We start from the raw sequence: 21,863 nt of genomic DNA, 5'->3' as shown, positions 1-21,863 counted from the left end.
ACTCAGCACGAAAGTGCGTGTCAGGTCCTGGATATCGATGGCCCACGCACTGCCGGCACCCGCTGCGTTCACCCGCCGCCTCCCTGATAATGCCTGGTCCCGATGCGCCATGCGGACAATGCCAGACCCCATACCCACAGCGCCGCCAGCGGTGACGCCCAGGCCAGCCAGGCCGGCAGCAGGGCGGGCCCGGGTTGGCCGAGCAGTGCGATGGCGGGCAGGTAGGAGGTGAAGGCCACGGGGACAAGGAATCCGAAGATGAGTTTCATTGGCGTCGGGAACACCGAGGCCGGTTGCATGGAGGCGTAGGACCCGCCGTAGGTGAAGGAGTTGGTCAGTTCGGCGCCGTCGATGAGGAAGAACTGCAGTCCGGCCGCGCAGACGAACAGTCCCGCGAAGATGGCGATGCCGCTGACCATGGTGATCGTGAACAGTGCCAGATGGCCGGCGGTCCAGTCGATCTCGTTGCGGGCGATGCCGAAGCCGAGCACGGTGGCGGCCACCGCGATGCGCGCCACCCGGCGCAGGGCGATATCACTCGTCATGAGCTGCAACAGCAATGGTTGCGGTCGCAGATAGAAGGCGTCCAGCTTGCCCATCCGGATATACGTGGGCAGCGTGTCGGCGTGCCCGACGAGCATGTCCGCGATGGCGAAGGACGTATTGCTGAAGCCGAACAGCAGCAGCATGCCGTTCAGGTCGAGTCCGCCCAGTCGCGGCACATTGTGGAAGATGACCCACATCTCGGCGAATTCCACCAGCCCGATGAGGAAGGCGCTGAGCACGTCGGTGGCGAAGGACAGCGGGTAGGCGCGTTGCGCGCGCAGCCGGGAGCCGAGTACGGCACGGTAGGGCGCGAGCGCGGACGGCCGCGAGTCACCCACCCTGCACCTCCAGTTTGCGACGCCCGGCGCGCAGCATGAGTTGCCCCGCGCCCACCAGGAGGAGTACCCAGAGACATTGCACGGCAACGATTTCCACGGCGGCGAAACCGGCGGTGCGGCCGGAGAGTACGTCGATGGGCCATTGCAGCATGGCGGGGAAGGGGGTGGCGTAGGCGATGTCGCGCAACCACTGCGGGAACAGATGCACCGGTACGAACAATCCGGCCAGGAAGGTGCCGCAGATCTGGTGCAGGCCACGCAGGCCACGCGTCTCGATGAGCCAGAACCCGGCCAGGCACACCACGAACATCGAGAGGAAGGACAGCGCCATGGCCAGCACCAGGCTGATGCCGCCCAGCACATAGGTTCCCGGCGTGGTGGGGAAGGCGAGCCCGAAGGTGAACGCGCCGATGAGCAGGCTCGGCACGCCGCGCGGCAGCAGGGTGCAGACGGCTCGCCCGAGATATTCGGCGAGGTGCGCGAACTGCATATCGATCGGCCGCAGGAAGTCGATGGCGACATCGCCGGTGCGGATGCGTTCGACGAGATCCGGTGGCGTCCAGAAGGCCAGGGCGCCCAGCAGGCCCTGGGACAGCCAGGTGTAGGCGCCGATGGTGCCGCGGTCGTAGCCGCCGAAGTTGCCGTTGGCGTGTACCGCGGCCATCAGCACCGCCGCCCGCACGAAGCCGAAGACGACATTGGTGATGAGTCCGGCGACCATGGCGAGTCGGTAGTGCGACTGGCGGCGGAATCCGGCCTTGGCCAGCTGCCAATAGACCCCCACATCGGCGCGCACAAGAGGTTGACACTACGTCCCGGCCGGTGGGTGTGCAATGGCTTTACCGTTGCCCGGCGCCGAGTTTGCCCGCAGGGGACCGATTCGCCGAAAACCCTCCCGCCGCACCTGTGCAGGTGATAGAAAACTCCTCGTTTCACTTTGCTGCGACGCTAGGACCACAGGATGACTCTCGCGGAGACGACCGTTTTCGAGGCGCTCGAATCCAATGTGCGTGGCTACTGCCGAGCGTGGCCGACGGTCTTCGACACCGCCCGCGGCTCCTGGCTCACCGATGAGAACGGCAAGGACTACCTCGACTTCTTCGCCGGCGCCGGCGCGCTCAACTACGGGCACAACAACCCGGTGCTGAAGCAGGCCCTCATCGACTACCTGATCGGTGACGGCATCACGCACGGCCTGGACATGTCCACCACCGCCAAACGCCGCCTGCTGGAAGCCATCCGGGACCTGCTGCTCGTCCCGCGTGGACTGGACTACAAGGTGCAGTTCCCCGGACCCACCGGCGCCAATGCCGTGGAGGCCGCACTCAAGCTGGCGCGCAAGGTCACCGGGCGGACCACCGTCCTGAACTTCACCAACGGCTTCCACGGCATGACCCTCGGTGCGCTGTCGGTCACCGGCAATGCCGCCAAGCGCGCGGGTGCGGGAGTTCCGCTGGTGCACGCCACCCCGATGCCGTACGACGGCTTCCTGCCCGGTGACGACGACTTCGGGTGGATGCGCCGCGCGCTCGACGACAATTCCTCGGGCCTGGACAAGCCGGCCGCCGTCATCGTGGAAACCGTGCAGGGTGAGGGCGGGATCAATGTGGCCCGCGTCGAATGGCTGCGCGCGCTGGCCGAATTGTGCTCGGCGCGCGGCATTCTGCTCATCGTCGACGATGTGCAGATGGGCTGCGGCCGGACCGGCCCGTTCTTCTCCTTCGAGACCGCGGGCATCACCCCCGACATCGTGGTGCTGTCCAAATCCATCGGCGGTTACGGCCTGCCGATGGCGCTGGTGCTCATGCGGTCCGAACTCGACCAGTGGGCGCCCGGCGAGCACAACGGCACCTTCCGCGGCAACAATGCCGCCTTCGTGACCGGGGAAACCGCACTGCGGCACTACTGGTCCGACAATCGGCTCGAACTCGCCACGCTGGCCAAGGGAGAGCGGATCCACGCCCACCTCACCGCCCTGACCGAGGCCTTCGACGGCATCTCCACTCGCGGTCGCGGCCTGGTGCAGGGCCTGGTCTTCGAGGACGCCTCGCAGGCCGGGAAGGTCTGCAATATCGCCTTCGAGCTCGGATTGCTCGTCGAGACTTCCGGATCCACCGACGAAGTGGTGAAATTGCTGCCACCGCTGACCGTCACCGAGGAAGAGATCGGCCACGGCCTGGGAATTCTCACCAGGGCCGTGGAAATCGTCCGCGACGCGCACTGAGCGCCGGACGCCAGGAAACGTCGGCCACCGCCCACACCGGTGGCCGACCGGAGCCGGGTTCCCAGCTGCGGAGGGAACCCGGCACCACCTTTTCAAACGCTACTGTTCGGAAATAGTTCCGGCACTCCCGCATTGCTCGTAGCGGGCAGCGCAAAGAATCACGCAAAGAATCACGTGGATTCCAACCGGTGACGCACCGGGGCATGGACGGCACTCTCGGATAGCAGGCGGTTGACGGGCTCGACCGCCGAGGTCCCCCGTCCCCCTGCCCGAGGTGTACTGCCGTGTCTTCAGTTGCCGTGCAGGCCAGGCCCATTGCGGTCCGCCTGCGCTTACCCCGCGTTTCGACGTGGGCGCGGCTGGTCGGTCCCGTGGTGCTGGTGGTGATCTGGCAGCTTGCCAGTGCCACCGGCGTACTGCCGGAACGACTGCTCGCTTCACCCTTGACCGTTGTGCAGACGGCCGTCGACCTGGTCCGCGACGGCACGCTCACCTCGGCCATCCGAGTTTCGCTGCAGCGCGCCGCGCTGGGCTTCGTGATCGGCGCCGTGGCCGGCGTCGCCCTGGCGCTGGTCTCCGGGCTGAGCCGGGTGGGCGAGATCCTGCTCGACCCGATCCTGCAGATGCTGCGCACGCTGCCGTTCTACGGCCTGATCCCGCTGTTCATCCTGTGGTTCGGCATCGGCGAACTGCCGAAGGTGGTGCTGGTCGCCTTCGGTGTGGCGATTCCGCTGTACCTCAATACCTTCGCCGGAATCCGCAGTGTGGACGGCAAACTCGCCGAACTGGCACAGGTGCAGCAGTTGGGGAAGTTCGCGCTGATCCGGCACATCGTGCTGCCGGGCGCGCTACCGCAGGCGCTGGTCGGCTTGCGGCAGTCGCTGGGCGTGGCCTGGCTGGCTTTGATCGTCGCCGAGCAGGTCAATGCCGATGCCGGTCTGGGCTACATGATCAACAATGCGCGCGAGTTCCTGCGCACCGACATCATCGTGGTCGGCCTGCTCGTCTACAGCATCCTCGGTCTGCTCACCGACGCCTTCGTGCGTCTCATCGAGAGGAGAGCGCTGTCATGGCGACGCGGCTTCCTGGCATCCTGACCCCCTCCGTCCTCGCGGCCACCCTGACCGAATTCGAGAAGAACGCCGATCTCGGGGAACGCACCACGAACGGCGCGGCCACGGACGGCTCTGCCACGGACGGCGTGGTGGCGCGGATTCGCGGGCTGGCCAAGGACTTCGGCGACCGCCGGGTCCTGCACGGCCTCGACCTCGATATCCGCCGCGGCGAATTCGTCGCCCTGCTCGGCCGCAGCGGCTCCGGCAAGTCCACGCTGCTGCGGGCATTGAGCGGCCTCGACCGTGAGCACGAGGGCGAGCTGACCGTCTCCGGCGATGTCGCGGTGGCCTTCCAGGAGCCGCGCCTGGTGCCGTGGAAGCGCGTGCGGGACAACGTCACCCTGGGCCTGAAGCGCGAAAACCCCAAGGCCGCAGCACAGGCCGCACTCACCGAGGTAGGCCTGGCCGGCCGCGCCGACGCCTGGCCGCTGACCCTCTCCGGCGGTGAGGCGCAGCGCGCCTCGCTGGCCCGCGCGCTGGTGCGGCAGCCGGACCTGCTGTTGCTGGACGAGCCGTTCAGCGCGCTGGATGCCCTGACCCGCATCACCATTCACGGCCTGGTGCTCGAACTGTGGGACCGGTACCGCCCCGGCGTGCTGCTGGTCACCCACGATGTCGACGAGGCGGTGCTGCTGGCCGACCGCGCGCTGGTGCTGGACGACGGGCACATCGCCCGCGAGATCCGCATCGACCTGCCGCGCCCGCGCCGCCGCGACCACCCCGAATTTCTCGCGCTGCGTGCGCAACTGCTCGCCGAACTAGGCGTGGCCACGGAAGAAGGAAATGCATGATCACCAGACGCTTGTTCGCCGCGCTCGCGGTCACCGCCGCCCTCGTGACGGCGGCGTGTGGGTCCGGTGGCGACAACAATCAAGGCGTCAACGCGGACGGGTCCATCGACCTGTCGAAGGTGACCCTGCACATCGGCGACCAGAAGGGGCAGGCCCTGCAGGCGCTGCTCAAGGTGTCCGGACAGGACGCGGGTACGCCGTACAAGCTGGAATGGTCCCAGTTCACGGCCGGTCCGCCGATTCTGGAGGCCATCAATGCCGGGTCCGTCGACCTGGGCGGCGTCGGTGACGCACCGCCGGTATTCGCGGCGGCGGCCAAGTCCCGCATCAAGATCGTGGCCGCCTACGACTCCGGGTACGCCGGCAATGCCATCCTGGTGCCGCCGAACTCCGACATCAAGGACCCGAAGGACCTGCGCGGCAAGAAGATCGCCGTCACCCAGGGCAGCTCCGCGCACTACCACCTGCTGTCGGTGCTGAACAAGAACGGGCTCACGTTCTCCGACATCCAGCCGCAGTACCTGCAGCCCGCCGATGCGCTCGCCGCCCTGTCCACGGGCCGCGTCGACGCCTGGGCGGTATGGGATCCCTATGTGGCACAGGCCCAGCAGGCCGGTGACAAGGTCCTCGTCGACGGCACCGGCTACATCAAGCCGGACTCCTTCTTCGTCGCGGGCACCAAGGCGCTGGACAACAAGGCCAGCTCGGCCGCCATCCGCGATCTGCTGCTCCGCATCCAGCGGGCGCAGTCCTGGGTCAAGGACCACCAGGAGCAGTGGGCCAAGCAGTCCTCCGATATCACCGGCGTCCCTTACGACGTGACGCTGCTGGCCGTGCAACGCGCCACCTACCTGCACCATCCGCTCGATGACGCGACCATCACCGCCGAACAGCAGGTGGCCGATGCGTTCTCCGACGCCAAGCTGATCCCCGGCAAGGTGAACATCAAGGACTTCATCGACACCCGCTACAACGACCGCTTCAACTCCTAGGAAGTCCCCCGAATGAGCCTGTCGTTCCATTGGTTCCTGCCCACCTACGGCGACTCCCGCGGCCTGGTGGCCGGTGGGCACGGCACCGCCATGTCCGGTGACCGTCCCGCCACGCTGCACTACCTCAACCAGCTCTCCGCGGCGGCCGAGTCCAACGGCTTCGAGGCCGTGCTCACGCCCACCGGATCCTGGTGCGAGGACGCCTGGCTCACCACCGCCATGCTGGTGGAGACCACCGAGACGCTGAAATTCCTGGTGGCCCTGCGCCCCGGGCTGATCAGCCCCACGCTGGCCGCGCAGATGGCGGGCACCTTCCAGCGGCATTCCGAGGGACGACTGCTGCTCAATGTGGTGACCGGCGGCGAACCTCTGGAACAGAAGGCGTACGGCGACTTCTCGGACAAGGAAGCCCGCTACGCCCGCACCGGCGAATTCCTGCACGTGGTCAAGTCGCTGTGGGAATCGCACTCGCCCTTCACCTTCCAGGGTGAGCACGTGCACGTCGAGAACGCGCTGCTGAACAACCGGCCCGACCCGATCCCGCCGATCTTCTTCGGCGGCTCCTCGGGCCCGGCCGGACCGGTCGCCGCCAAATACGCCGACACCTACCTCACCTGGGGCGAACCGGTGCACGCGGTGGGCCGCAAGCTGGACTGGATCCGCGGCCTCGCGGTCGATCACGGGCGAAAGCTGGACTACGGCCTGCGGATCCACGTGATCTCCCGCGACACCTCCGAAGAGGCGTGGGCCGTCGCCGACAAGCTGATCGCCGGCATCGACCCGGCCGATATCGAACGCGTGCAGGCCAGCCTGGCACAGAGCGAATCCGAGGGCCAGCGCCGCATGCTGGAACTGCACGGCGGCAATGTGGATCGGCTGGAGATCGCCCCCAACCTGTGGGCGGGCGTCGGCCTGGTGCGCGGCGGCGCGGGCACCGCGCTGGTCGGCTCGCACGAGGAAGTCGCCGAGCGGCTCATCGAATACTCGAAGGTGGGCATCGGCCACTTCGTACTGTCGGGCTACCCGCACCTGGAAGAGGCGTACTGGTTCGGCGAGGGCGTGCTCCCCATCCTGGAGCGAAAGGGCCTGTGGCAGCACCCGACCCGGCGCCGCGCCGCGCCCGTCTCGGTGCCTTTCGCCGGAGCCTCCAGCAGCTAGCGCCGGCAACGGTCGTGCCCGCGACCAGCCGGCGAACAGCACCGGAACAATGGCGCGGAAACAATTCGCGGTGTGTGTTTGCGATTACAGTCGAAGTTCATGACAGCTCGTCGACGTGTGCTCGGACTGTGCGCGGCCCTGCTGAGCCTGACACTGGCGGCCGGTTGCGGCGGCTCCGGTACGTCCGGCACACCCGCGAAAACCGGTGCGGTACCACTGATCTCGACCGGTGACCTGCCCAAGGCCCAGCCCGGCGAGGTGCACCTGTTCGGCATCAACGACCTGCACGGGAACCTGCAACCCCCGGACGGGGCCAATGGCAAGGTCGGGCAGTACACCGCGGGCGGCGCGGTCTACCTGGCCACCCACCTGGCGCGCCTGAAGGCCGCCTATCCGGACAGCGCCATCGTGTCCGCGGGCGACAATGTCGGCGCCAGCCCACTCATCTCCTCGATGTTCCACGACGAGCCGACCATCGACCTCCTCGACTCCCTCGGCGTCGCCGCCTCCTCCGTCGGCAATCACGAATTCGACCACGGTGTACAGGAATTGCGGCGCCTGCAGCAGGGCGGCTGCGCGGCCGACGGCTGCTCACCCGGCGCGCCCTTCACCGGCGCCACCTTCCCCTACCTGGCCGCCAATGTCACCGATGCCAATGGCCAGCTGCCGCCCGGGACACGGCCGTGGACCATGCTGACCGTCGGCGGGCACAAGATCGGCGTGGTCGGCGTGGTCACCCCCGACACCGTGCACATCGTGCTGCCCGCGGGAATCCAGGGCTACACCTTCGGCGACGAGCCGGACGCCATCGACAAGTACATCCCCGCGATGCGGGCGGCGGGTGCGGAAACCGTTGTGGCACTGATCCATGACGGCGGCGCCCAGCAGCCCCCGAACGGCACACCGGTCGACTACAACGGGTGCGCGAACATCTCACCCAACGTGACCGACCTGGCGAAGCGCACCGACGCCGCGGTGAAGGTGCTGTTCACCGCGCACAGTCATCAGGCCTACAACTGCACCATCGACGGCAAGGTGGTCACCCAGGGCGCCGCCTTCGGGCGGCTGATCACGGATGTCACCCTGCGTTTCCACGACGGCACCGTCGATGCGGCCGCCGTGAACCGCGTCGTCACCCGTGATGTGACACCGGACCCGGCCACCGCCAAGCTGGTGGATTTCTATGCGGCGCAGGTGAAGCCGCGCGCGGAAACCGTCATCGGCAATGCTGCCGCGCCGGTGCCCGCCGAACCGAGCGGATCCGGGGACTCACCGCTGGGCGATGTCATCGCCGACTCCATGCTGGCCGCCATGGCGCCACAGCAGGCGGTGGCCGCCTTCATGAACCCGGGAGGCGTGCGCGCGGGCCTGCACGGCGGCAATATCACCTACTCCGACGCCTACACCGTGGAACCGTTCGGCGATCAGGTGGTCGCCCTCACGCTCACCGGGGAGCAGATCCTGCGCCTGCTGGAACAGCAGTGGGACAGCGTGAGCGAGGAGGCCGGCGTGCTGTCGGTCGCGGGCCTCACCTACGCCTACTCCGAGAGCGCGCCCAAGGGGCACAAGATCATCGACGACACCGTGCGGATCGGCGGGCAACCGCTGAACCCCGCGGCCGCCTACCGGGTTTCGACCAATAACTTCCTGGCCGCGGGCGGCGACGGCTTCACGGTCTTCCAGCAGAGCAAGGATCTGCGGGTCGGGCCCATCGATCTCGACGCCTTCGAGTCGTACCTGCGGACCCGCCCCGCCGTGCAGCCGCCGGCGGAACCGGTGCAGAAGCGCTGAACCGGGGCGGCTAGCGCCGGAACTCCTCCACCGGATGGAACTCGGCGGCCCGATCGCCGACCTCGTTGCGGTACCACTGTTCCCGGCGGTACCGCTGCACGCGGTCGGCCACGTCGTCCAGGCCGGGCACCGTGCGGCGCAGCGTCTCCGCGCCGAAGATCAAGGGCGCCTGCATGATCGGATGCAGCACCCAGGGGAATCGCTTCGGCATGCGGTGGCGCGCGTAAGTAGCGGGCGGCAGCCAGAAGGCGGTGTAGCCGATCTGGATCCGATAGTTGAACTCGTCGCGAATGCGCTTGGCCCAGGGGCTGTCCGGGTCCGGGGCGAAGGCCGGGAGGTAGGACTCGACCAGTTCCGCGCCGTCCGCCCCCGCGGTGCGGGCGCGCTTGACGAAGGCGGCGAACATGAGCTGAACCGCCTCCTGGAAGTTCCGCGGATACCAGTCCGGCTGCACGCCCAGCAGATGACCGATATAACGCCAGAAGTGCAGGGTCGCTTCGATTTCCCGGAGGGTGGTCTGGTGCCCGAGGCTCCACAGCGCCAGGCCGGGCACCACACTGCCGCCCATCAGGGTGAGGGTGGCGTCGCCGACACTGATGGGCACACCCCAGGCGTCGTGATCCCACTCCGGCCGCTGCACCAGCTTCCGGCGGATGAACACGTGCATGATGCGGACCCGCATGGCGGTCTGCCGTCCGCGCGCACCCGGGTCCAGGCCGCCGGGCTCGGAGACGTCGATCCAGAAGCGGACCGTTTCCAGCTGTCGCTTGTGCGCCTTGTCGCCGGCGTAGCCGCCCGCGTAGGAGAGCGGTTTGGTGATCGAACTCTCCGAATACATTTCCAGGGTACTGGTGGTTGCGAAGCTGAAAACCGATGTGCCCCAGCGGCGGAACACGCGGGCGCCCTGCGCCACCAAGTCCGGGTCCAGCCACTGCGGTGCGGTCTCGAACTCCTCGAACAGCCGCCGCAACGAGGCCGGAGCGTCCGGTACGGCATCCACGCCCTGTTCCAGTGCCAGATCGAGCATGGCACGCCCGCGCTTGGGGCCGATCTCGCCGAGATACACCTCGTCGACGAAGGCTTCGGCCACCGGATCGGCCTGGTAGTACGCCTCTCCGAAGGCTTGTACCAAGCGGTCCGATGGCTGCGGGTCGAACCCCAGTACCGCCCGCGCCACCCGCCGTGCCCGCTGCACGCCCGGATTCCATACCCGCTCCCGATACCGGAACTCGGTCGGAATCTTCCCCGCCGCAGCGACATCCAGGGTCGCCCGCGCCTGCACTCCAGCCATCCCCGGAGCGTAGATCGCGCCTTGCCGCCAGTCACTGTTTTCGGACATACCTGGCGGCTGCTGCGACTTGCGGTGGTGGTTGCGGCCTCAGCGGTCGGCGCGGGCGCCCAGCACCGGTTTGATATCCACGATCGGCGTGCCGTCGAGCGCCTCCAGCCCGTCCACCGTGACCGTGGCGCCCGCGATCGCGGTAATGGTGACCTCGTGCAACCCGATCGGATTGGGGCGGTCGGGGGAGCGGGTGGCGAACACGCCGGTGGCCGGCCGGTCCTGCGCGCCGCGCGGGTGCACCGCCTGCACGGTGCGGTCGGTGCGGTCCAGCCAGGTGAGCACCACTATGCGCAGGCCAGGCTGTAAATCGGCTGCGGCGCGGGCGAATTCGGGATCGATGAGCAGCTCCGCGGGCGGGGCGTCCTCATCGGGCTGCCGGGGCGCGCCGGCCCGCGCGGTGAGAATCGACCGCACCCGGCCGATCGGCCGCAATTCGATGGCGAGGTCATCCGGGTCGGGTGAGGCGGGCATGCGCTGAATTCCTCCGTGGTGTGGCGTGCTCGGCATTGCGGTCGGTCTGCACAGTCGACCTGAATCATCGGCCGAATGTGACAGGTACGCCAGGTCGTCGCCGCGGCGAACCCGTATCAACGCCTGCGGCGGTAATGCAGGCAGGCCGCGTGGGTCGGCGGTCCGGACCGCGGCCGCATCCCGACCTGCCGTTCCTCCGACAGCACCCGCAGACCGTCGGCCAAGGTCCCCGCCATATGCTCCAGCGCCTCCGGCGAGAGCAGCTTCGCGAAAGCGGCCGCGTCGAGTAGCTGCCGCCGCACGTCGTTGATCTGTCGCTCGACGTAGGGCATCCGCGCGGGTTCTGGCATGCCCGGCAGATTACCTCGAGTCGAACAAGTGTTCTAGTGGACGAGCCTGTGGTTCCGGAGGACCACGCGGCGGCGCTCGGCTAGGCCGAAAGGTTTAGCCGGTTGTGGGCCTTGGGCGGATGGAATCGGGGGTGGATCACGAGATCGTCGATAGCGGCGGAGCGCTGCAGTCGGCGGCGCCGGAGAAACGAGGTGATCTCATGATTCAGGCGCGGGGTCTGTGCAAGCGCTACGGGAGTGCGGCCGCGGTGGACAATCTGTCCTTCGATGTGCAGCCGGGGGTGGTGACCGGCTTCCTCGGCCCGAACGGGTCGGGTAAGTCCACCACCATGCGGCTCATGCTGGGCCTGGATCACGGCGACGGGCGCACCACGTTCGGCGGGCGGGAGTACCGGGAGATCGAAGATCCGCTGCGGGCGGTCGGCGTCATGCTGGATGCGCGGGCCGTGCATCCCAAGCGTTCGGCGCGGGCGCACCTGCGCATGATCGCCGATGGCGGCGGTATCGATCGCAAGCGCGTCGACGAGGTCCTGGAGATCGTCGGATTGCGCAGTGTGGCAGGGAAGTACGCGGGCGGGTTCAGTCTCGGCATGCGGCAGCGGCTCGGCCTGGCCGCCGCGCTGCTCGGTGATCCGGCCGTCCTGATCCTCGACGAGCCCGCCAACGGCCTGGACCCGGAGGGCGTGCGCTGGCTGCGCGATCTGCTGAAACAGCTTGCGCAGCAGGGCTGCACCATTTTCGTGTCCTCGCATCTACTCAATGAGATGGCGCACCTGGCGGATTCGCTCATCGTGATCGGCGCGGGCCGGCTCATCGCCGCGGAATCGGCGACCGAGTTCGTGCACCGCAATACCGCCGCCCGCATCGTGGCGCGCGTGGACCGGCCGCGCGAGCTCGCGGAAGCCCTGTCCCGCAATGGCTTCCCGGCCGGCATCCGGCCCGACGGCGCGGTGGTCGTGGAGGGCCGGGACCGGCAGGCGGTCGCCGAGATCGCCATGCGGGCCGGGCTGCTCATCACCGAACTCACCCAGGCGCACTCCAGCCTCGAGGACGCGTTCTTCCACGCCACCGACGGCGCCGCCCAGTACCGCGCGCACTCCGCCGCCTGACCCGAAGGGAATTCCCCTCATGCTCAACGCCATTCGCTACGAAGTCACCCGCTTGACGAGCGTGCGTTCCACCTGGGCCCTGCTGGCCGCCGGGATGGCGATGCAGGCCTTCATCGCCTTCGTCTACGCCGGCAAGACCGATATGACGGCCGGCGACCGGTTCGTGCAGTCGTTCCACGGACTGCCTCTGATCCTGGTCACGCTGTTCACCACCGCGGTCGCGGTGAACTCCTTCGGCCACGAATACCGGTACCGCACCATTACGACCACCATGCTCACCCTGCGCCGGCCCGGCCGCGTGCTCGCGGCAAAGGCGCTGATCAACGCCGGTTTCGCCGCGGTGAGCGGTGCCGCCATGGTCGCCCTGACCCTGGCCATCGAGGCCGTGCGCGCGGGTGCGCCGACCGAGATCGGCCTCATCGCACGGATTTTCGGCGCGGTAATGCTGTACGCGGCGCTCGCGGCCCTGGTCGGCATGGGCATCGCCGCGGTGACCCGCAATGCCACCATCGCCATGGTCGCCACGCTCGCCATTCCGACCGTCGTGGAGGTCGCGGCCCTCCTCTTCGGGCTGAGCATCAAGATTCTGCCGTTCAGTGCGGCGGCACAGCTGGTGCAGCCCAGAGGGCTGAACGTGCTCCTGCTGCCGCTGCCGCTAATCGGATTGGCGGCCGGTTTGCTGGCCGCCTCGGGTGTGCTGCTTGCGCGCCGTGACGTGTGACAAACGCGCGGTGGCTAGGGTTGCCAGGGTGAGCCGACTGCCATTGATCCGACGAGTGATCGTCGACGTCGTGCTCGCCCTGGCCTTCGGCGCCCTCGCGTACGACAACGTTCACACCAATTCGATCGGCATTCTTCCGGCCGCCGCAGGCCCGCCCATCGCCATCGCATCCGGTATCGCCCTGCTGTTCCGGCGGTATTACCCGCTGCCGATACTGGCGGCCGTGCTGCTGTCGGACATCACGGTCGGCGCGACCCTCCCTGTGCTCCTCGCGATGTTCACCGTGGCCGACCGCTACGGGAACCGGATGGTCACCTGGCTGACGGCCGTCGCGGCCATGGTCGTGATGGCCCTGCCGTGGGGCCCGACCTGGTCCGGCGCCCTGCTGTCGAACAGGGCGCCCATCGTGATCCCGTTCGTGCTGGTGCCGGTGCTGTTCGGCCTGTGGACGAATCAGCGCCGCCAGACCCTCGAGGGCCTGCGGGAACGCGCCGAACAGGCCGAACGCGAACGTGACCTGCTCGCCGCCGCCGCGGTGGAGGCCGAGCGCATCCGCATCGCCCGCGAGCTGCACGATATTGTGGCGCACCGGATTTCGCAGGTCACCGTGCTGGCCGGGGCGCTCGAGGTGTCCGCCGACGGTCAGCCCGCCGAAATCGCCGGCACCATCCGCGAAACCGGCACCAAGGCCCTGAACGAAATGCGTGAACTCCTGGGCGTGCTGCGCGATTCCGACGTGCACGTGCCCTTGCGGCCCGCGCCGGATCTGGCCGCTGTCCGGGAACTCCTCGACGATGCCGTGGCATCCGGGCAGCGGCTGGAAATCGAACTGCCCGAACCGCTTCCGGAGGTGCCCGGCCCGATCGGCCGCGCCGTCTACCGCCTCATCCAGGAATCCCTCACCAATGCCGCCAAACACGCGGCGGGCGCCGAGGTCCGGGTGGCACTGCAGGTCCGCGACGACGCGCTGGAAGTCGATGTCCGCAACGGCCGCGGCGAACGCACCTTCGTCGCCGCCCAGGGCTCCGGCGCCGGCCTGCTCGGCATGCGCGAGCGCATCGAACTGGCCGGCGGCGCCATGCATGCCACCCCTCTCGCTACCGGCGGCTTCGCCGTCCACGCCAGACTGCCGCTGATTTCCGGTGCAACAGAGGAGGTTTCGTGATTCGGGTGGTGCTGCTCGACGACGAGGAGCTGGTGCGGCACGGGATCGCCATGATCCTGGAGGCCCGGGACGGCATCGAGGTGGTGGCCCAGGACGCCGACGGGCGGAACATCGTGGAGCTGGTGCAGAAGCACCGGCCGGACGTGGTCGTCACCGATATCCGCATGCCGCACGTGGACGGGCTGGAGGTGACGCGGCGGGTGCGGGCGCTGCCCGACCCGCCCGCCGTGGTCGTGCTCACCACTTTCGGGCTCGACGAATACGTCTATGCCGCACTGGAAGCCGGGGCGGCGGGCTTCCTGCTCAAGGACACCCCGCCGCGCGATCTGGCGCAGGGCGTGGAAGTGGTGGCGCGCGGCGACGCCATCCTCGCCCCGGCCGTCACCAAACGCATGCTCACCGCCTTCACCAGCGGTGCGGGCGCGCAACAACCCGAGGCCCGCGCACAACTCGAGCAGCTCACCGAGCGGGAACTCGAGGTGGCGCTCGAAGTGTCCACCGGCGCGGGCAATGCCGAGATCGCCCGCACCCTGCACATGAGCGAATCGACGGTGAAGGTTCACATCAGCCGGATCATCTCGAAGCTGGCGCTGGAGAACCGCACCCAGATCGCGATTCTCGTGCACCGTGCGGGTCTCGGCTGACAATGCCGCGCCGGAGCCCGGCCGCGGGCTGCCTGCTGGGCGCGCTGAGAATTAACCCGGGCCGCGTATGGTGCCGGGCGTGGATCGGAACCTCGCGCCTGTATCGACCGTCGACGAACTCATGACCCTGCTGGGCGATTGCGCCGACAAATGGGACATGCCCGACCGCAGCGGCGACCCGGTCGACATCCTCGACCACGACAGCCAGTGCGCCGAGTTGCTCCGCGAACAGTTCCCGGATGATGAGGAACTGCAGGTCGCCGGGCTGGTGCACGATATCGGCCACGTCCTGATCCCCGGTGACGACGCCGGCCACGGCCGCAATGGCGCGCACGCCGTGCGCGCCCTGCTGGGGGAGCGGGTGGCCCGCCTGGTCGAACTGCACGTAACCGCGAAACGCTATCTGGCCGCGACCGATTCGGTCCACAGCGCCGTGCTCTCCCAGTCCAGCCGGCGCACCTTGGTGGCGCAGGGCGGCCCCATGACCCCCGCGGAAGTCGCCGCCTTCGAGGCCGATCCGGACTTCCACGCGGCCATCGCACTCCGCAAGGCCGACGACGCCGGCAAGGTGATCGGCCTGACCGTCCATCCTCTGCGTACCTGGCGACCCGTGATAGAGCGGGTAGCCGCCGTCGGCTGACGCCGACCGCGCTGTCCAGTCATTCGGGCCGCGTCCTGTCCGGTGCGGTCGCCGCGGCCGTACCGGCGGCCCCACCGGATTCGACGCTGTGTGATGGCCGCCCGAAATTCACGCTCGGGTGGTGACCGCGTAAGCCTGGCCCCGGCCGCCCGGAACCGCACCGGGTGGCTGCCTGATACCGGGCGATATCCGGCATAGGGTTGATCTATGCCACTATCCCCCCGGGTGCCCGACCTGGCCGCGCTGGAACTGCTGCTCTCGGTGATCGAACTGGGCAGTCTGGGGCGGGCGGCGAAGGCGCACGGGATCAGTCAGCCTTCGGCCAGTTCGCGGATCCGGTATCTGGAGCAGCTGGTGGGAGTGCCGGTGCTGGAGCGGACCACGCTCGGCTCGCGGCCCACCGCAGCGGGCGCGCTCATCGCGGAGTGGGCGCGGGATGTGGTGGAGGCGGCGGCCCGGCTGGACGCCGGGATCGATACGTTGCGGGCGCAACGGGATTCGCGCCTGCGGGTGGCGGCCAGTCAGACCATTGCCGAATACCTGTTCCCGAAATGGCTGATGGCCTTGCGGGCGCGCATGCCCGACACCTCGATCGCGCTGGAGTCGGGCAACTCCGCCGAGGTGGCCGCGTCCGTGCTGGAGGGCCGGGCCGGGATCGGCTTCGTGGAGGGCCCGCGGCTGCCGCGGGATCTGGAGAGCCACATCGTGGCCCACGATCGGCTGGTCGTGGTGGTGGCGCCGGGACAGCGCTGGGCGCGGCGGCCGGAGATCACCGTGCGGGAGCTGGCGGCGACGCCGCTCATCTACCGGGAGCCCGGTTCGGGCACCCGGAACTCGTTCACCCGGGCCATGACCGAGGCGATTCCGGATTGGCAGCCGAATGTGGCGCTGGAATTGTCCTCGACCACGGCCATCAAGACGGCGGTCGCGCAGGGGCTGGCGCCGGCGGTCCTGAGTTCGCTGGCCGTGGCCCCCGAACTGGCCGCCGGCACGCTGGTGTCGCCCACGGTGCAGGGCCTGGATCTGGATCGGGCGTTGCGCGCGATCTGGCCGAAGGGGCAACGGCCCACCGGTCCCGCGCAGGATCTGTACGCTATCGCGCGCCGGCCTGTCTGACCTCCCGCAGGCTGCTGCCCTGATCAGGGCCGTGACCGGCCTGAGTGCGTGAGAGATTTTCTCTCGAGTCTTGTCATGCCCGCGTATCTGGTGGACACTATTGCCAGATATCTGGTGAGTAGGTTCACCAGAACAGCGAAGGAGCTGCTCGATGACGCGCACTCGACCGATTCCGACCCGTCATCCCCACGACCGGGCCCAGGTGCCGGTGCTCGGGCCGACGGTGAAGCTACTGGGCATCAAGCCGCCGACCGAGGCCGAATGGGCAACCATGGGGGAGGCCCTCACCATCGGCGACGAACCGATGGACGCCCTGGTCGAGTGGATGTACACCGCCGGCATGGGCCAGGTCCGCCCGCTCTTCGATCAGGCCCTCGCGCACGGCATCGCGAATGTCCCGGATGCGCCGGAACCATTGCGCGACTTCTTCACTCAGGTCGAGAACCCGCCCGCCTGGGTGGATTGGGATCGGATCACGCTGGGGGAGCGCATCTTTCAGGCGGCGGGACTCGACGGTATCTACCTCGGGCGCGACGTCCCGTTCCTCGGCGGATTCGTGGCCTCGGGCATCAATCGCACCCTGCTGCTCACCAATACCGGCAAGAGCGGCGCGACCGGCGGCGGTCAGCGGTTCGCCGAAACCATGCAGTGGGCCCTGGATGTCATCTCGGACGGTGGAATGCGGCCGGGCGGCAAGGGTTTCCGTTCCACCCTGCATGTGCGGCTCATCCATACCTTCGTGCGGCGGCACGTCGCGAAGCTGCCCGAATGGAGCGCCGAGGACTGGGGTGTGCCGGTCAATCAGACCGATATGGCCGTCACCATGCTCGGTGCGCTCTTCGCGCCGGCGCTCACCGGCATGATGATGGGAAACCTCTTCACGCCGCGCGAACTCGACGCCATTGCCCACCTCACCCGCTATGTCGGCTGGGTCATGGGCATCGAGGAACGCTTCCTGCCCCATGGCTTCATCGACGCCACCCGGCAGCTCTATCACTATCTGACCGCTCTCACCGCCCCCGACGAGAGCAGTAGGCAACTGGCTCGTCCCATGGCAGCGGACCCACTCACCTGGCACTACCCGCACCTGGCCCCGCTGCGCCGCAGAATCGCCTGGGCGCAGCACCTTTCGATCAGTACCGCGTTCCTCGGTCGCGGCCGCATGCGTCAGCTCGGCCTGCCCGACTACATGCCGCCCTGGTATCCGGTGGCCAAATTCCCGGTCAACCTGGCGCGTTCGAGTGCGGGCATCCTGTTGCCGGGCTGGCGTGCCCGGCAGGCCCGCGCGGGGCTGCGCGCCCAGCACAAGTTCATGGACACCCTGATCGGCCCGAAGGAGGAGGGGGCCATCGGCGGTTCGGTCAACTACATCGGGCACGCCGCCTGACGGCTGGGGCCGGTCCGGTTCGTCGACACGCCAAAGCAGACCGTTCCGGTTTTGGCGTGTCGGGCCGTTGACTTTGTGATGGCGGTCTCTCTAGCGTTTAGGAAGTGTTCACTCTCTTTCTTCGGGTCGCCGTGCTCACCGTCGTGCTCGGTCTCGCCGGGGTGGCCGGCGCATCAGCCGCACCGGCCGAGGTGCCGATCCAGCCGCTGCCGGTGATCGTCGTGCCACCGGAACTGGATTCCTTCTACAACGCCCCGGCCAATGTGGTCGCCGCGACCGAACCGGGCGGCATCATCAAGGCGCGGCAGATCACCCCGGCCTTCCTGTCGGTGCTGCCCTACAACGTCGACGCGTGGCAGGTGCTCTATCGCACCGATGACAGCCACGGCAATGCCATCGCCACGGTGACGACGCTGGTGAAACCGCGCGGGCCGGCCCCGGCGGGCGGCTTGAAACTGCTGTCGTACCAGGTCGCCGAGGATTCGACCGCGCAGTACTGCACCATGTCGTATGTGGCGCAGCAGGGTTCGATACCCGCCGACTTCGTGAACTCCGCCGAGACCTCGCTGGCCATGGTGCTCGGTCTCTCGCAGGGCTGGGCGGTATCCATTCCCGACTACGAGGGCCCGAATTCCGCCTACGGCGCCTCGATTCTGGGCGGGCAGGCGACCCTGGACGGTATTCGCGCGGCGGAGAATTTCGCGCCGTTGCAATTGACCGCGGGGACGCGGACGCCCGTCGGATTGATGGGTTACTCCGGCGGCACCATCCCGACCGGTTGGGTCGCCGAGCATCACCGCGATTACGCCCCCGAGCTGAACATTGTCGGCGCCACCATCGGCGGCGTCGTCATGGGCGATCTGAAAGCGGTGCTGCGCAGCAATAACGCGAACCTGGGCGCGGGCCTGATCGGCGCCGCATTACACGGCTTCGCCACCGAATACCCCGAGGTCCAGCAGGTGCTCGATACCAAGTACGACTGGTTCGGCCGCTTCATGACCTCGATCAAGGGCGTGCTGTGCCACCCGCAGGGTTCGGCGCTGTTCCCGTTCTGGAACTATCTCGGCTCGTTCACCGGCGGCGGTGACCCGCTCGACCTGCCCGAGCTCAGCAATGCCGTTGTGGCGCAACAGCTGGGACAGCAGACGCCGGATGTGCCCATGTACATCTATCACGCACAGAACGACGAGTTCATCCCCATCGCTGGAACCGACCGGGTGGTCGACGGGTACTGCCGGGACGGCGCCGACATCACCTATACGCGGGAATTCCTGGCAGAGCACATCATCGGCATCCCGGGCTGGTTGCCCGGCGGATACCAGTTCATCATCGACCGCATGAACGGTGTTCCGGCGCCGCACGGTTGCAGTATCACCAGCCCGACCAGCACCTTCACCAGCGGCGATTTCACGAATCTGCTCGCCGCGAAATGGCCTGCCATTGCGGGTTTGCTGACCGGTTTCCCGGTGGGCGCGCGATAATTTCCGAACGGCAGTTTCGGCCGCAGCGTTTAGATGCGGCCGAAACCGGTTAACCTGGGTGCGGTAGAAGGATTACCTAACGTTTCTACGCAGGATTCGCACCCCCAAGACTCAAGTGCGCCACCGGCTCCCACGAGCGGGGTTGGCGAGTTATGGTTTCGTTATGGTGCGAACCGCCGCCGCCGCTGCAGACCCGGACGAACCCCAACGTCCGCTAGCAGTTCCGCGGCCACATCTCGAGGTTGTTCCCGAATCACCCGATTCCGAAGTGCCCGAGGCCCACTCCTTCGGCGCGAACGTCCTGACCGCCGCGGATATCGAGCGGCTGCCCTCCTCCGCCCGCCACCGCATCGCCGCCTTCATTCATCTGCAGGTAGCCGCCCTGGAAGAAATGCCGGAGCCCTCGCTCCCGGTCCTCCCGCCCACCGAAGAGCTGTAGCGAAATCGGCTCCGCGGCTTCGCAGCCCGCGAAGACCCGCCCCCTCACCCCTTGTGCGCACCGACAGCCGGTGCGGCGTATTCCTGGGATTCTGCCGGATGGAACCGGCACTCCGGCCTGGCACAGTTCTTCTCCTGGAACAGGTCTCGCCGACACCGGAGCACCATGAATACGAGAAATACCGTCCGTGCGCTACCCGGACGCGCCTGCGCAGTGCTCGCACTGCTGGTCGGCGGCGCTCACACCGTGGCAATCTGTGGCGCTCACACCGTGGCGATCGCGCATGCCCAATCGGATCCGGCCACCTGGTACGTGAGTTCCGGCGCACCCGCCGGCGGCGTCGGTAGCGCCGATTCCCCCTTCGAATCCCTTGCCCGGGCAGAGACTGCCGCGCAGGACGGTGACACCATCGTGGTGCAGCCCGTCGCGCACACCGCTCCCGCACTGGACGGCGGGATAGCCCTCAAACCGGGACAGCACCTCATCGGCGGCGGACCGACCGTACTCGGTGCGGCGGCGGGCGCGGCCCTGCCGCGCCTCACCAATACCACCGGCAACCTCGACGGCGATGCCGTGCGACTGGCGCCCGGCGCGGAAGTCCGGAACCTGGTGATCGCGGGCGCGCGCCGCGGCGGCATCTACGGCCTCGACGCCGCCGGCGCGGTGATCACCGGAAACGATGTCTCCGCAACGAATCAGCAGTGCGGCGACGGATTCATGATCGGGCCGTTCTCGCTGCCACCCACCCTGCCGCTCGGCGCCAGCGCACCACCGCTACCGGACTTCCTCACCCTCAACAATGGGTGGGCGGCCATCATGACCGACTTCGACAGCGCCACCGGGGATGTGCACATCGACGGAAACGTCGTACACGACACGGCTTGCGGTGACGGCATCGACCTGCGAGCGCGGGGGACCAGCCGGATATCTGCTCAGCTCGACGGGAATACCGTGCACCACGTCAATCTCGGACTCGCCAAACTGTCGTTGCTCGCGATCGGCGTGCAGGCGGACGGCAATGCGCGGCTCACCGCCGAGCTGGACGGCAATACCCAGACCGAGATCGCCTCGCCCGCAACCTCGCTGCTCAACAACCTGGCCGACAGCGAAGGTGTGTTCCTCAACCCGCTCGGGCATGCGCACATGGATGTCAGCCTCTCGCACAACACCTTCCGGAACGGCTACGGGAACTTCTCGGCCAACGGCCTGGAATACGTCACCACCAGCGGCGCACCCGAGAGCCGGGTCCGGGTCACCGACAGCGATTTCGACACCGTCGCCGGCGACATCATCGAGAACTACAACCTCAGTGCCGACGGCGCCCGGCAGTCCCTGACCCTGGACCGGGTCGGCGCACACCACTCGACCTTCCCCGGCGCGGCGCTCAACCCCCTGGTCCCCGCCAATCTCGGAAGCTGCGTGGTGACAACCAACTTCGGGCGCACCGCGCACACCGACCTCACCATCGCCGACTCCGACCTCGGTGACTGCAGCGCCGATGGCATCGGCCTGGTCGCCTACACCCCGACCGGCCCCGAGCCGAGCACCGCCGAACTGACCTTCGACATCCACGACACCACGCTGAACGGCGCGGCGGCACACGGCATCAACATCATCAACGTCGGCGACACCGCCGTCCTGCACGGCAGCATCGCGCGCACCACCCTCGCCGCCGCACAAGCGGAACTCCTCCGCACCAGCAGCACCGATGGTCAGATCGGCAGCGCCGCATTGAACATCGACCACACAACCGTCGATGGCAGACCCCTGACCTGTCCGATCACCGACCCGAAGGTCGACCTGACCGGAATCCCCGCCACCTGCTGAAATCGCCCCTCCCGAAACGGCTTCCCGCCGGTCTCGAGGTGCCGATCAACGCGGGACGGCGCTGCGGCGTGATCGATCAGCGGGGTGGCCGATCCGGCACGGGCCCGCGAAACGGCGTCGCGGCGGGCCCCCAAGGGGGGTGGGGGCCGCGGGGGGAGTTAGAAGGGTTGGGTGGGATCCCGGGGTTTTGGTGGAAGATGTTTAGCCCCCCCACAC

General features: G+C 68.1%; 21 protein-coding genes. 16 read left to right on the top strand and 5 right to left on the bottom strand.

The window, feature by feature from the left end; all coding sequences use genetic code 11:
• Positions 1–68 precede the first annotated feature (68 nt).
• Together ACIP5Y_RS06510 and ACIP5Y_RS06505 are read right to left on the bottom strand one after the other, a co-directional pair.
• Positions 69–884, bottom strand: a complete 816-nt coding sequence (locus ACIP5Y_RS06510) for an ABC transporter permease (protein WP_400348142.1) — start codon at positions 882–884, stop codon at positions 69–71.
• A complete protein-coding gene (locus ACIP5Y_RS06505) occupies positions 877–1,680 on the bottom strand; it encodes an ABC transporter permease (protein WP_400348140.1) in 804 nt (267 codons plus the stop codon). The genes ACIP5Y_RS06510 and ACIP5Y_RS06505 overlap by 8 nt, the downstream gene beginning before the upstream one ends.
• Before the next feature lie 165 nt (positions 1,681–1,845).
• On the opposite strand from ACIP5Y_RS06505, the gene ectB reads away from it, so the two are divergent.
• The 6 genes from ectB (at position 1,846) to ACIP5Y_RS06475 (ending at position 8,955) form a co-directional block, all read left to right on the top strand.
• Positions 1,846–3,108 (top strand): diaminobutyrate--2-oxoglutarate transaminase, encoded by a 1,263-nt coding sequence (ectB, locus tag ACIP5Y_RS06500; RefSeq protein ID WP_400348138.1) that lies wholly within the window; start codon positions 1,846–1,848, stop codon positions 3,106–3,108.
• Between the two features lie 284 nt (positions 3,109–3,392).
• A complete protein-coding gene (locus tag ACIP5Y_RS06495) occupies positions 3,393–4,205 on the top strand; it encodes an ABC transporter permease (protein ID WP_400348136.1) in 813 nt (270 codons plus the stop codon).
• Positions 4,178–5,014: an ABC transporter ATP-binding protein gene (locus ACIP5Y_RS06490; RefSeq protein WP_400348134.1), complete on the top strand. Its 837-nt coding sequence runs from the start codon at positions 4,178–4,180 to the stop codon at positions 5,012–5,014. The genes ACIP5Y_RS06495 and ACIP5Y_RS06490 overlap by 28 nt, the downstream gene beginning before the upstream one ends.
• Positions 5,011–6,006 carry an ABC transporter substrate-binding protein gene (locus tag ACIP5Y_RS06485; protein ID WP_400348132.1) on the top strand — a complete coding sequence of 332 codons (996 nt, stop codon included), beginning with the start codon at positions 5,011–5,013 and terminating at the stop codon, positions 6,004–6,006. Before ACIP5Y_RS06490 ends, ACIP5Y_RS06485 begins: the two co-directional genes overlap by 4 nt.
• Before the next feature lie 12 nt (positions 6,007–6,018).
• A complete protein-coding gene (locus ACIP5Y_RS06480; RefSeq protein WP_400348130.1) occupies positions 6,019–7,164 on the top strand; it encodes an LLM class flavin-dependent oxidoreductase in 1,146 nt (381 codons plus the stop codon).
• 99 nt (positions 7,165–7,263) lie between these two features.
• A complete protein-coding gene (locus tag ACIP5Y_RS06475) occupies positions 7,264–8,955 on the top strand; it encodes a bifunctional metallophosphatase/5'-nucleotidase (RefSeq protein ID WP_400348128.1) in 1,692 nt (563 codons plus the stop codon).
• Between the two features lie 10 nt (positions 8,956–8,965).
• Here the strand turns inward: ACIP5Y_RS06475 and ACIP5Y_RS06470 are convergent, their stop codons facing one another.
• From ACIP5Y_RS06470 to ACIP5Y_RS06460, 3 genes are all read right to left on the bottom strand, one after another.
• Complete coding sequence (locus ACIP5Y_RS06470; protein WP_400348126.1) at positions 8,966–10,246, bottom strand: oxygenase MpaB family protein; 1,281 nt, start codon at positions 10,244–10,246, stop codon at positions 8,966–8,968.
• Between the two features lie 87 nt (positions 10,247–10,333).
• Positions 10,334–10,768, bottom strand: coding sequence for a tRNA (N6-threonylcarbamoyladenosine(37)-N6)-methyltransferase TrmO (gene tsaA / locus ACIP5Y_RS06465; protein WP_400348124.1), 435 nt, complete (start codon positions 10,766–10,768; stop codon positions 10,334–10,336).
• Between the two features lie 116 nt (positions 10,769–10,884).
• Positions 10,885–11,118 carry a DUF6374 family protein gene (locus tag ACIP5Y_RS06460; protein ID WP_400348122.1) on the bottom strand — a complete coding sequence of 78 codons (234 nt, stop codon included), beginning with the start codon at positions 11,116–11,118 and terminating at the stop codon, positions 10,885–10,887.
• 131 nt (positions 11,119–11,249) lie between these two features.
• Between ACIP5Y_RS06460 and ACIP5Y_RS06455 the strand changes: the two genes are divergently transcribed.
• The 10 genes from ACIP5Y_RS06455 to ACIP5Y_RS06410 all read left to right on the top strand — a co-directional run bounded on the left by ACIP5Y_RS06455 (position 11,250) and on the right by ACIP5Y_RS06410 (position 21,647).
• Positions 11,250–12,227: an ATP-binding cassette domain-containing protein gene (locus ACIP5Y_RS06455; protein ID WP_400348120.1), complete on the top strand. Its 978-nt coding sequence runs from the start codon at positions 11,250–11,252 to the stop codon at positions 12,225–12,227.
• 19 nt (positions 12,228–12,246) lie between these two features.
• On the top strand, positions 12,247–12,948 hold the full coding sequence (locus ACIP5Y_RS06450; protein ID WP_400348119.1) for an ABC transporter permease: 702 nt from the start codon (positions 12,247–12,249) through the stop codon (positions 12,946–12,948).
• Between the two features lie 28 nt (positions 12,949–12,976).
• A complete protein-coding gene (locus ACIP5Y_RS06445; RefSeq protein ID WP_400348117.1) occupies positions 12,977–14,113 on the top strand; it encodes a sensor histidine kinase in 1,137 nt (378 codons plus the stop codon).
• A complete protein-coding gene (locus ACIP5Y_RS06440) occupies positions 14,110–14,757 on the top strand; it encodes a response regulator (RefSeq protein ID WP_400348115.1) in 648 nt (215 codons plus the stop codon). The genes ACIP5Y_RS06445 and ACIP5Y_RS06440 overlap by 4 nt, the downstream gene beginning before the upstream one ends.
• 79 nt (positions 14,758–14,836) lie before the next feature.
• Entirely contained in the window at positions 14,837–15,397 is a 561-nt protein-coding gene (locus ACIP5Y_RS06435) for an HD domain-containing protein (protein WP_400348113.1), read from the top strand.
• A 207-nt stretch (positions 15,398–15,604) separates the two neighbouring features.
• Positions 15,605–16,513, top strand: a complete 909-nt coding sequence (locus ACIP5Y_RS06430) for a LysR family transcriptional regulator (protein ID WP_400348111.1) — start codon at positions 15,605–15,607, stop codon at positions 16,511–16,513.
• A gap of 151 nt (positions 16,514–16,664) precedes the next feature.
• A complete protein-coding gene (locus ACIP5Y_RS06425) occupies positions 16,665–17,900 on the top strand; it encodes an oxygenase MpaB family protein (RefSeq protein WP_400348109.1) in 1,236 nt (411 codons plus the stop codon).
• A gap of 104 nt (positions 17,901–18,004) precedes the next feature.
• The gene (locus ACIP5Y_RS06420; RefSeq protein ID WP_400348107.1) at positions 18,005–19,381 is read left to right on the top strand and encodes a lipase family protein; all 1,377 of its coding nucleotides are present in this window, start codon (positions 18,005–18,007) and stop codon (positions 19,379–19,381) included.
• Between the two features lie 163 nt (positions 19,382–19,544).
• On the top strand, positions 19,545–19,820 hold the full coding sequence (locus tag ACIP5Y_RS06415; RefSeq protein ID WP_400348106.1) for a hypothetical protein: 276 nt from the start codon (positions 19,545–19,547) through the stop codon (positions 19,818–19,820).
• A gap of 165 nt (positions 19,821–19,985) precedes the next feature.
• Positions 19,986–21,647 carry a hypothetical protein gene (locus tag ACIP5Y_RS06410; RefSeq protein ID WP_400348104.1) on the top strand — a complete coding sequence of 554 codons (1,662 nt, stop codon included), beginning with the start codon at positions 19,986–19,988 and terminating at the stop codon, positions 21,645–21,647.
• Positions 21,648–21,863 lie beyond the last annotated feature (216 nt).

Origin of the sequence: Nocardia sp. NPDC088792, from assembly GCF_044750615.1 — a bacterium.
GTDB lineage: Bacteria > Actinomycetota > Actinomycetes > Mycobacteriales > Mycobacteriaceae > Nocardia.
This window is presented reverse-complemented; position numbering and strand designations above follow the sequence as displayed.

What these genes read in the sequence shown, in the direction of transcription:
- ACIP5Y_RS06485 (WP_400348132.1), top strand. Translation starts at nt 5,011, where the DNA reads ATGATCACCAGACGCTTGTTCGCCGCGCTCGCGGTCACCGCCGCCCTC.
- tsaA (WP_400348124.1), bottom strand. Translation starts at nt 10,768, where the DNA reads ATGCCCGCCTCACCCGACCCGGATGACCTCGCCATCGAATTGCGGCCG.
- ACIP5Y_RS06450 (WP_400348119.1), top strand. Translation starts at nt 12,247, where the DNA reads ATGCTCAACGCCATTCGCTACGAAGTCACCCGCTTGACGAGCGTGCGT.
- ectB (WP_400348138.1), top strand. Translation starts at nt 1,846, where the DNA reads ATGACTCTCGCGGAGACGACCGTTTTCGAGGCGCTCGAATCCAATGTG.
- ACIP5Y_RS06425 (WP_400348109.1), top strand. Translation starts at nt 16,665, where the DNA reads ATGACGCGCACTCGACCGATTCCGACCCGTCATCCCCACGACCGGGCC.
- ACIP5Y_RS06460 (WP_400348122.1), bottom strand. Translation starts at nt 11,118, where the DNA reads ATGCCAGAACCCGCGCGGATGCCCTACGTCGAGCGACAGATCAACGAC.
- ACIP5Y_RS06415 (WP_400348106.1), top strand. Translation starts at nt 19,545, where the DNA reads ATGGTGCGAACCGCCGCCGCCGCTGCAGACCCGGACGAACCCCAACGT.
- ACIP5Y_RS06430 (WP_400348111.1), top strand. Translation starts at nt 15,605, where the DNA reads ATGCCACTATCCCCCCGGGTGCCCGACCTGGCCGCGCTGGAACTGCTG.
- ACIP5Y_RS06475 (WP_400348128.1), top strand. Translation starts at nt 7,264, where the DNA reads ATGACAGCTCGTCGACGTGTGCTCGGACTGTGCGCGGCCCTGCTGAGC.
- ACIP5Y_RS06480 (WP_400348130.1), top strand. Translation starts at nt 6,019, where the DNA reads ATGAGCCTGTCGTTCCATTGGTTCCTGCCCACCTACGGCGACTCCCGC.
- ACIP5Y_RS06470 (WP_400348126.1), bottom strand. Translation starts at nt 10,246, where the DNA reads ATGGCTGGAGTGCAGGCGCGGGCGACCCTGGATGTCGCTGCGGCGGGG.
- ACIP5Y_RS06410 (WP_400348104.1), top strand. Translation starts at nt 19,986, where the DNA reads ATGAATACGAGAAATACCGTCCGTGCGCTACCCGGACGCGCCTGCGCA.
- ACIP5Y_RS06490 (WP_400348134.1), top strand. Translation starts at nt 4,178, where the DNA reads ATGGCGACGCGGCTTCCTGGCATCCTGACCCCCTCCGTCCTCGCGGCC.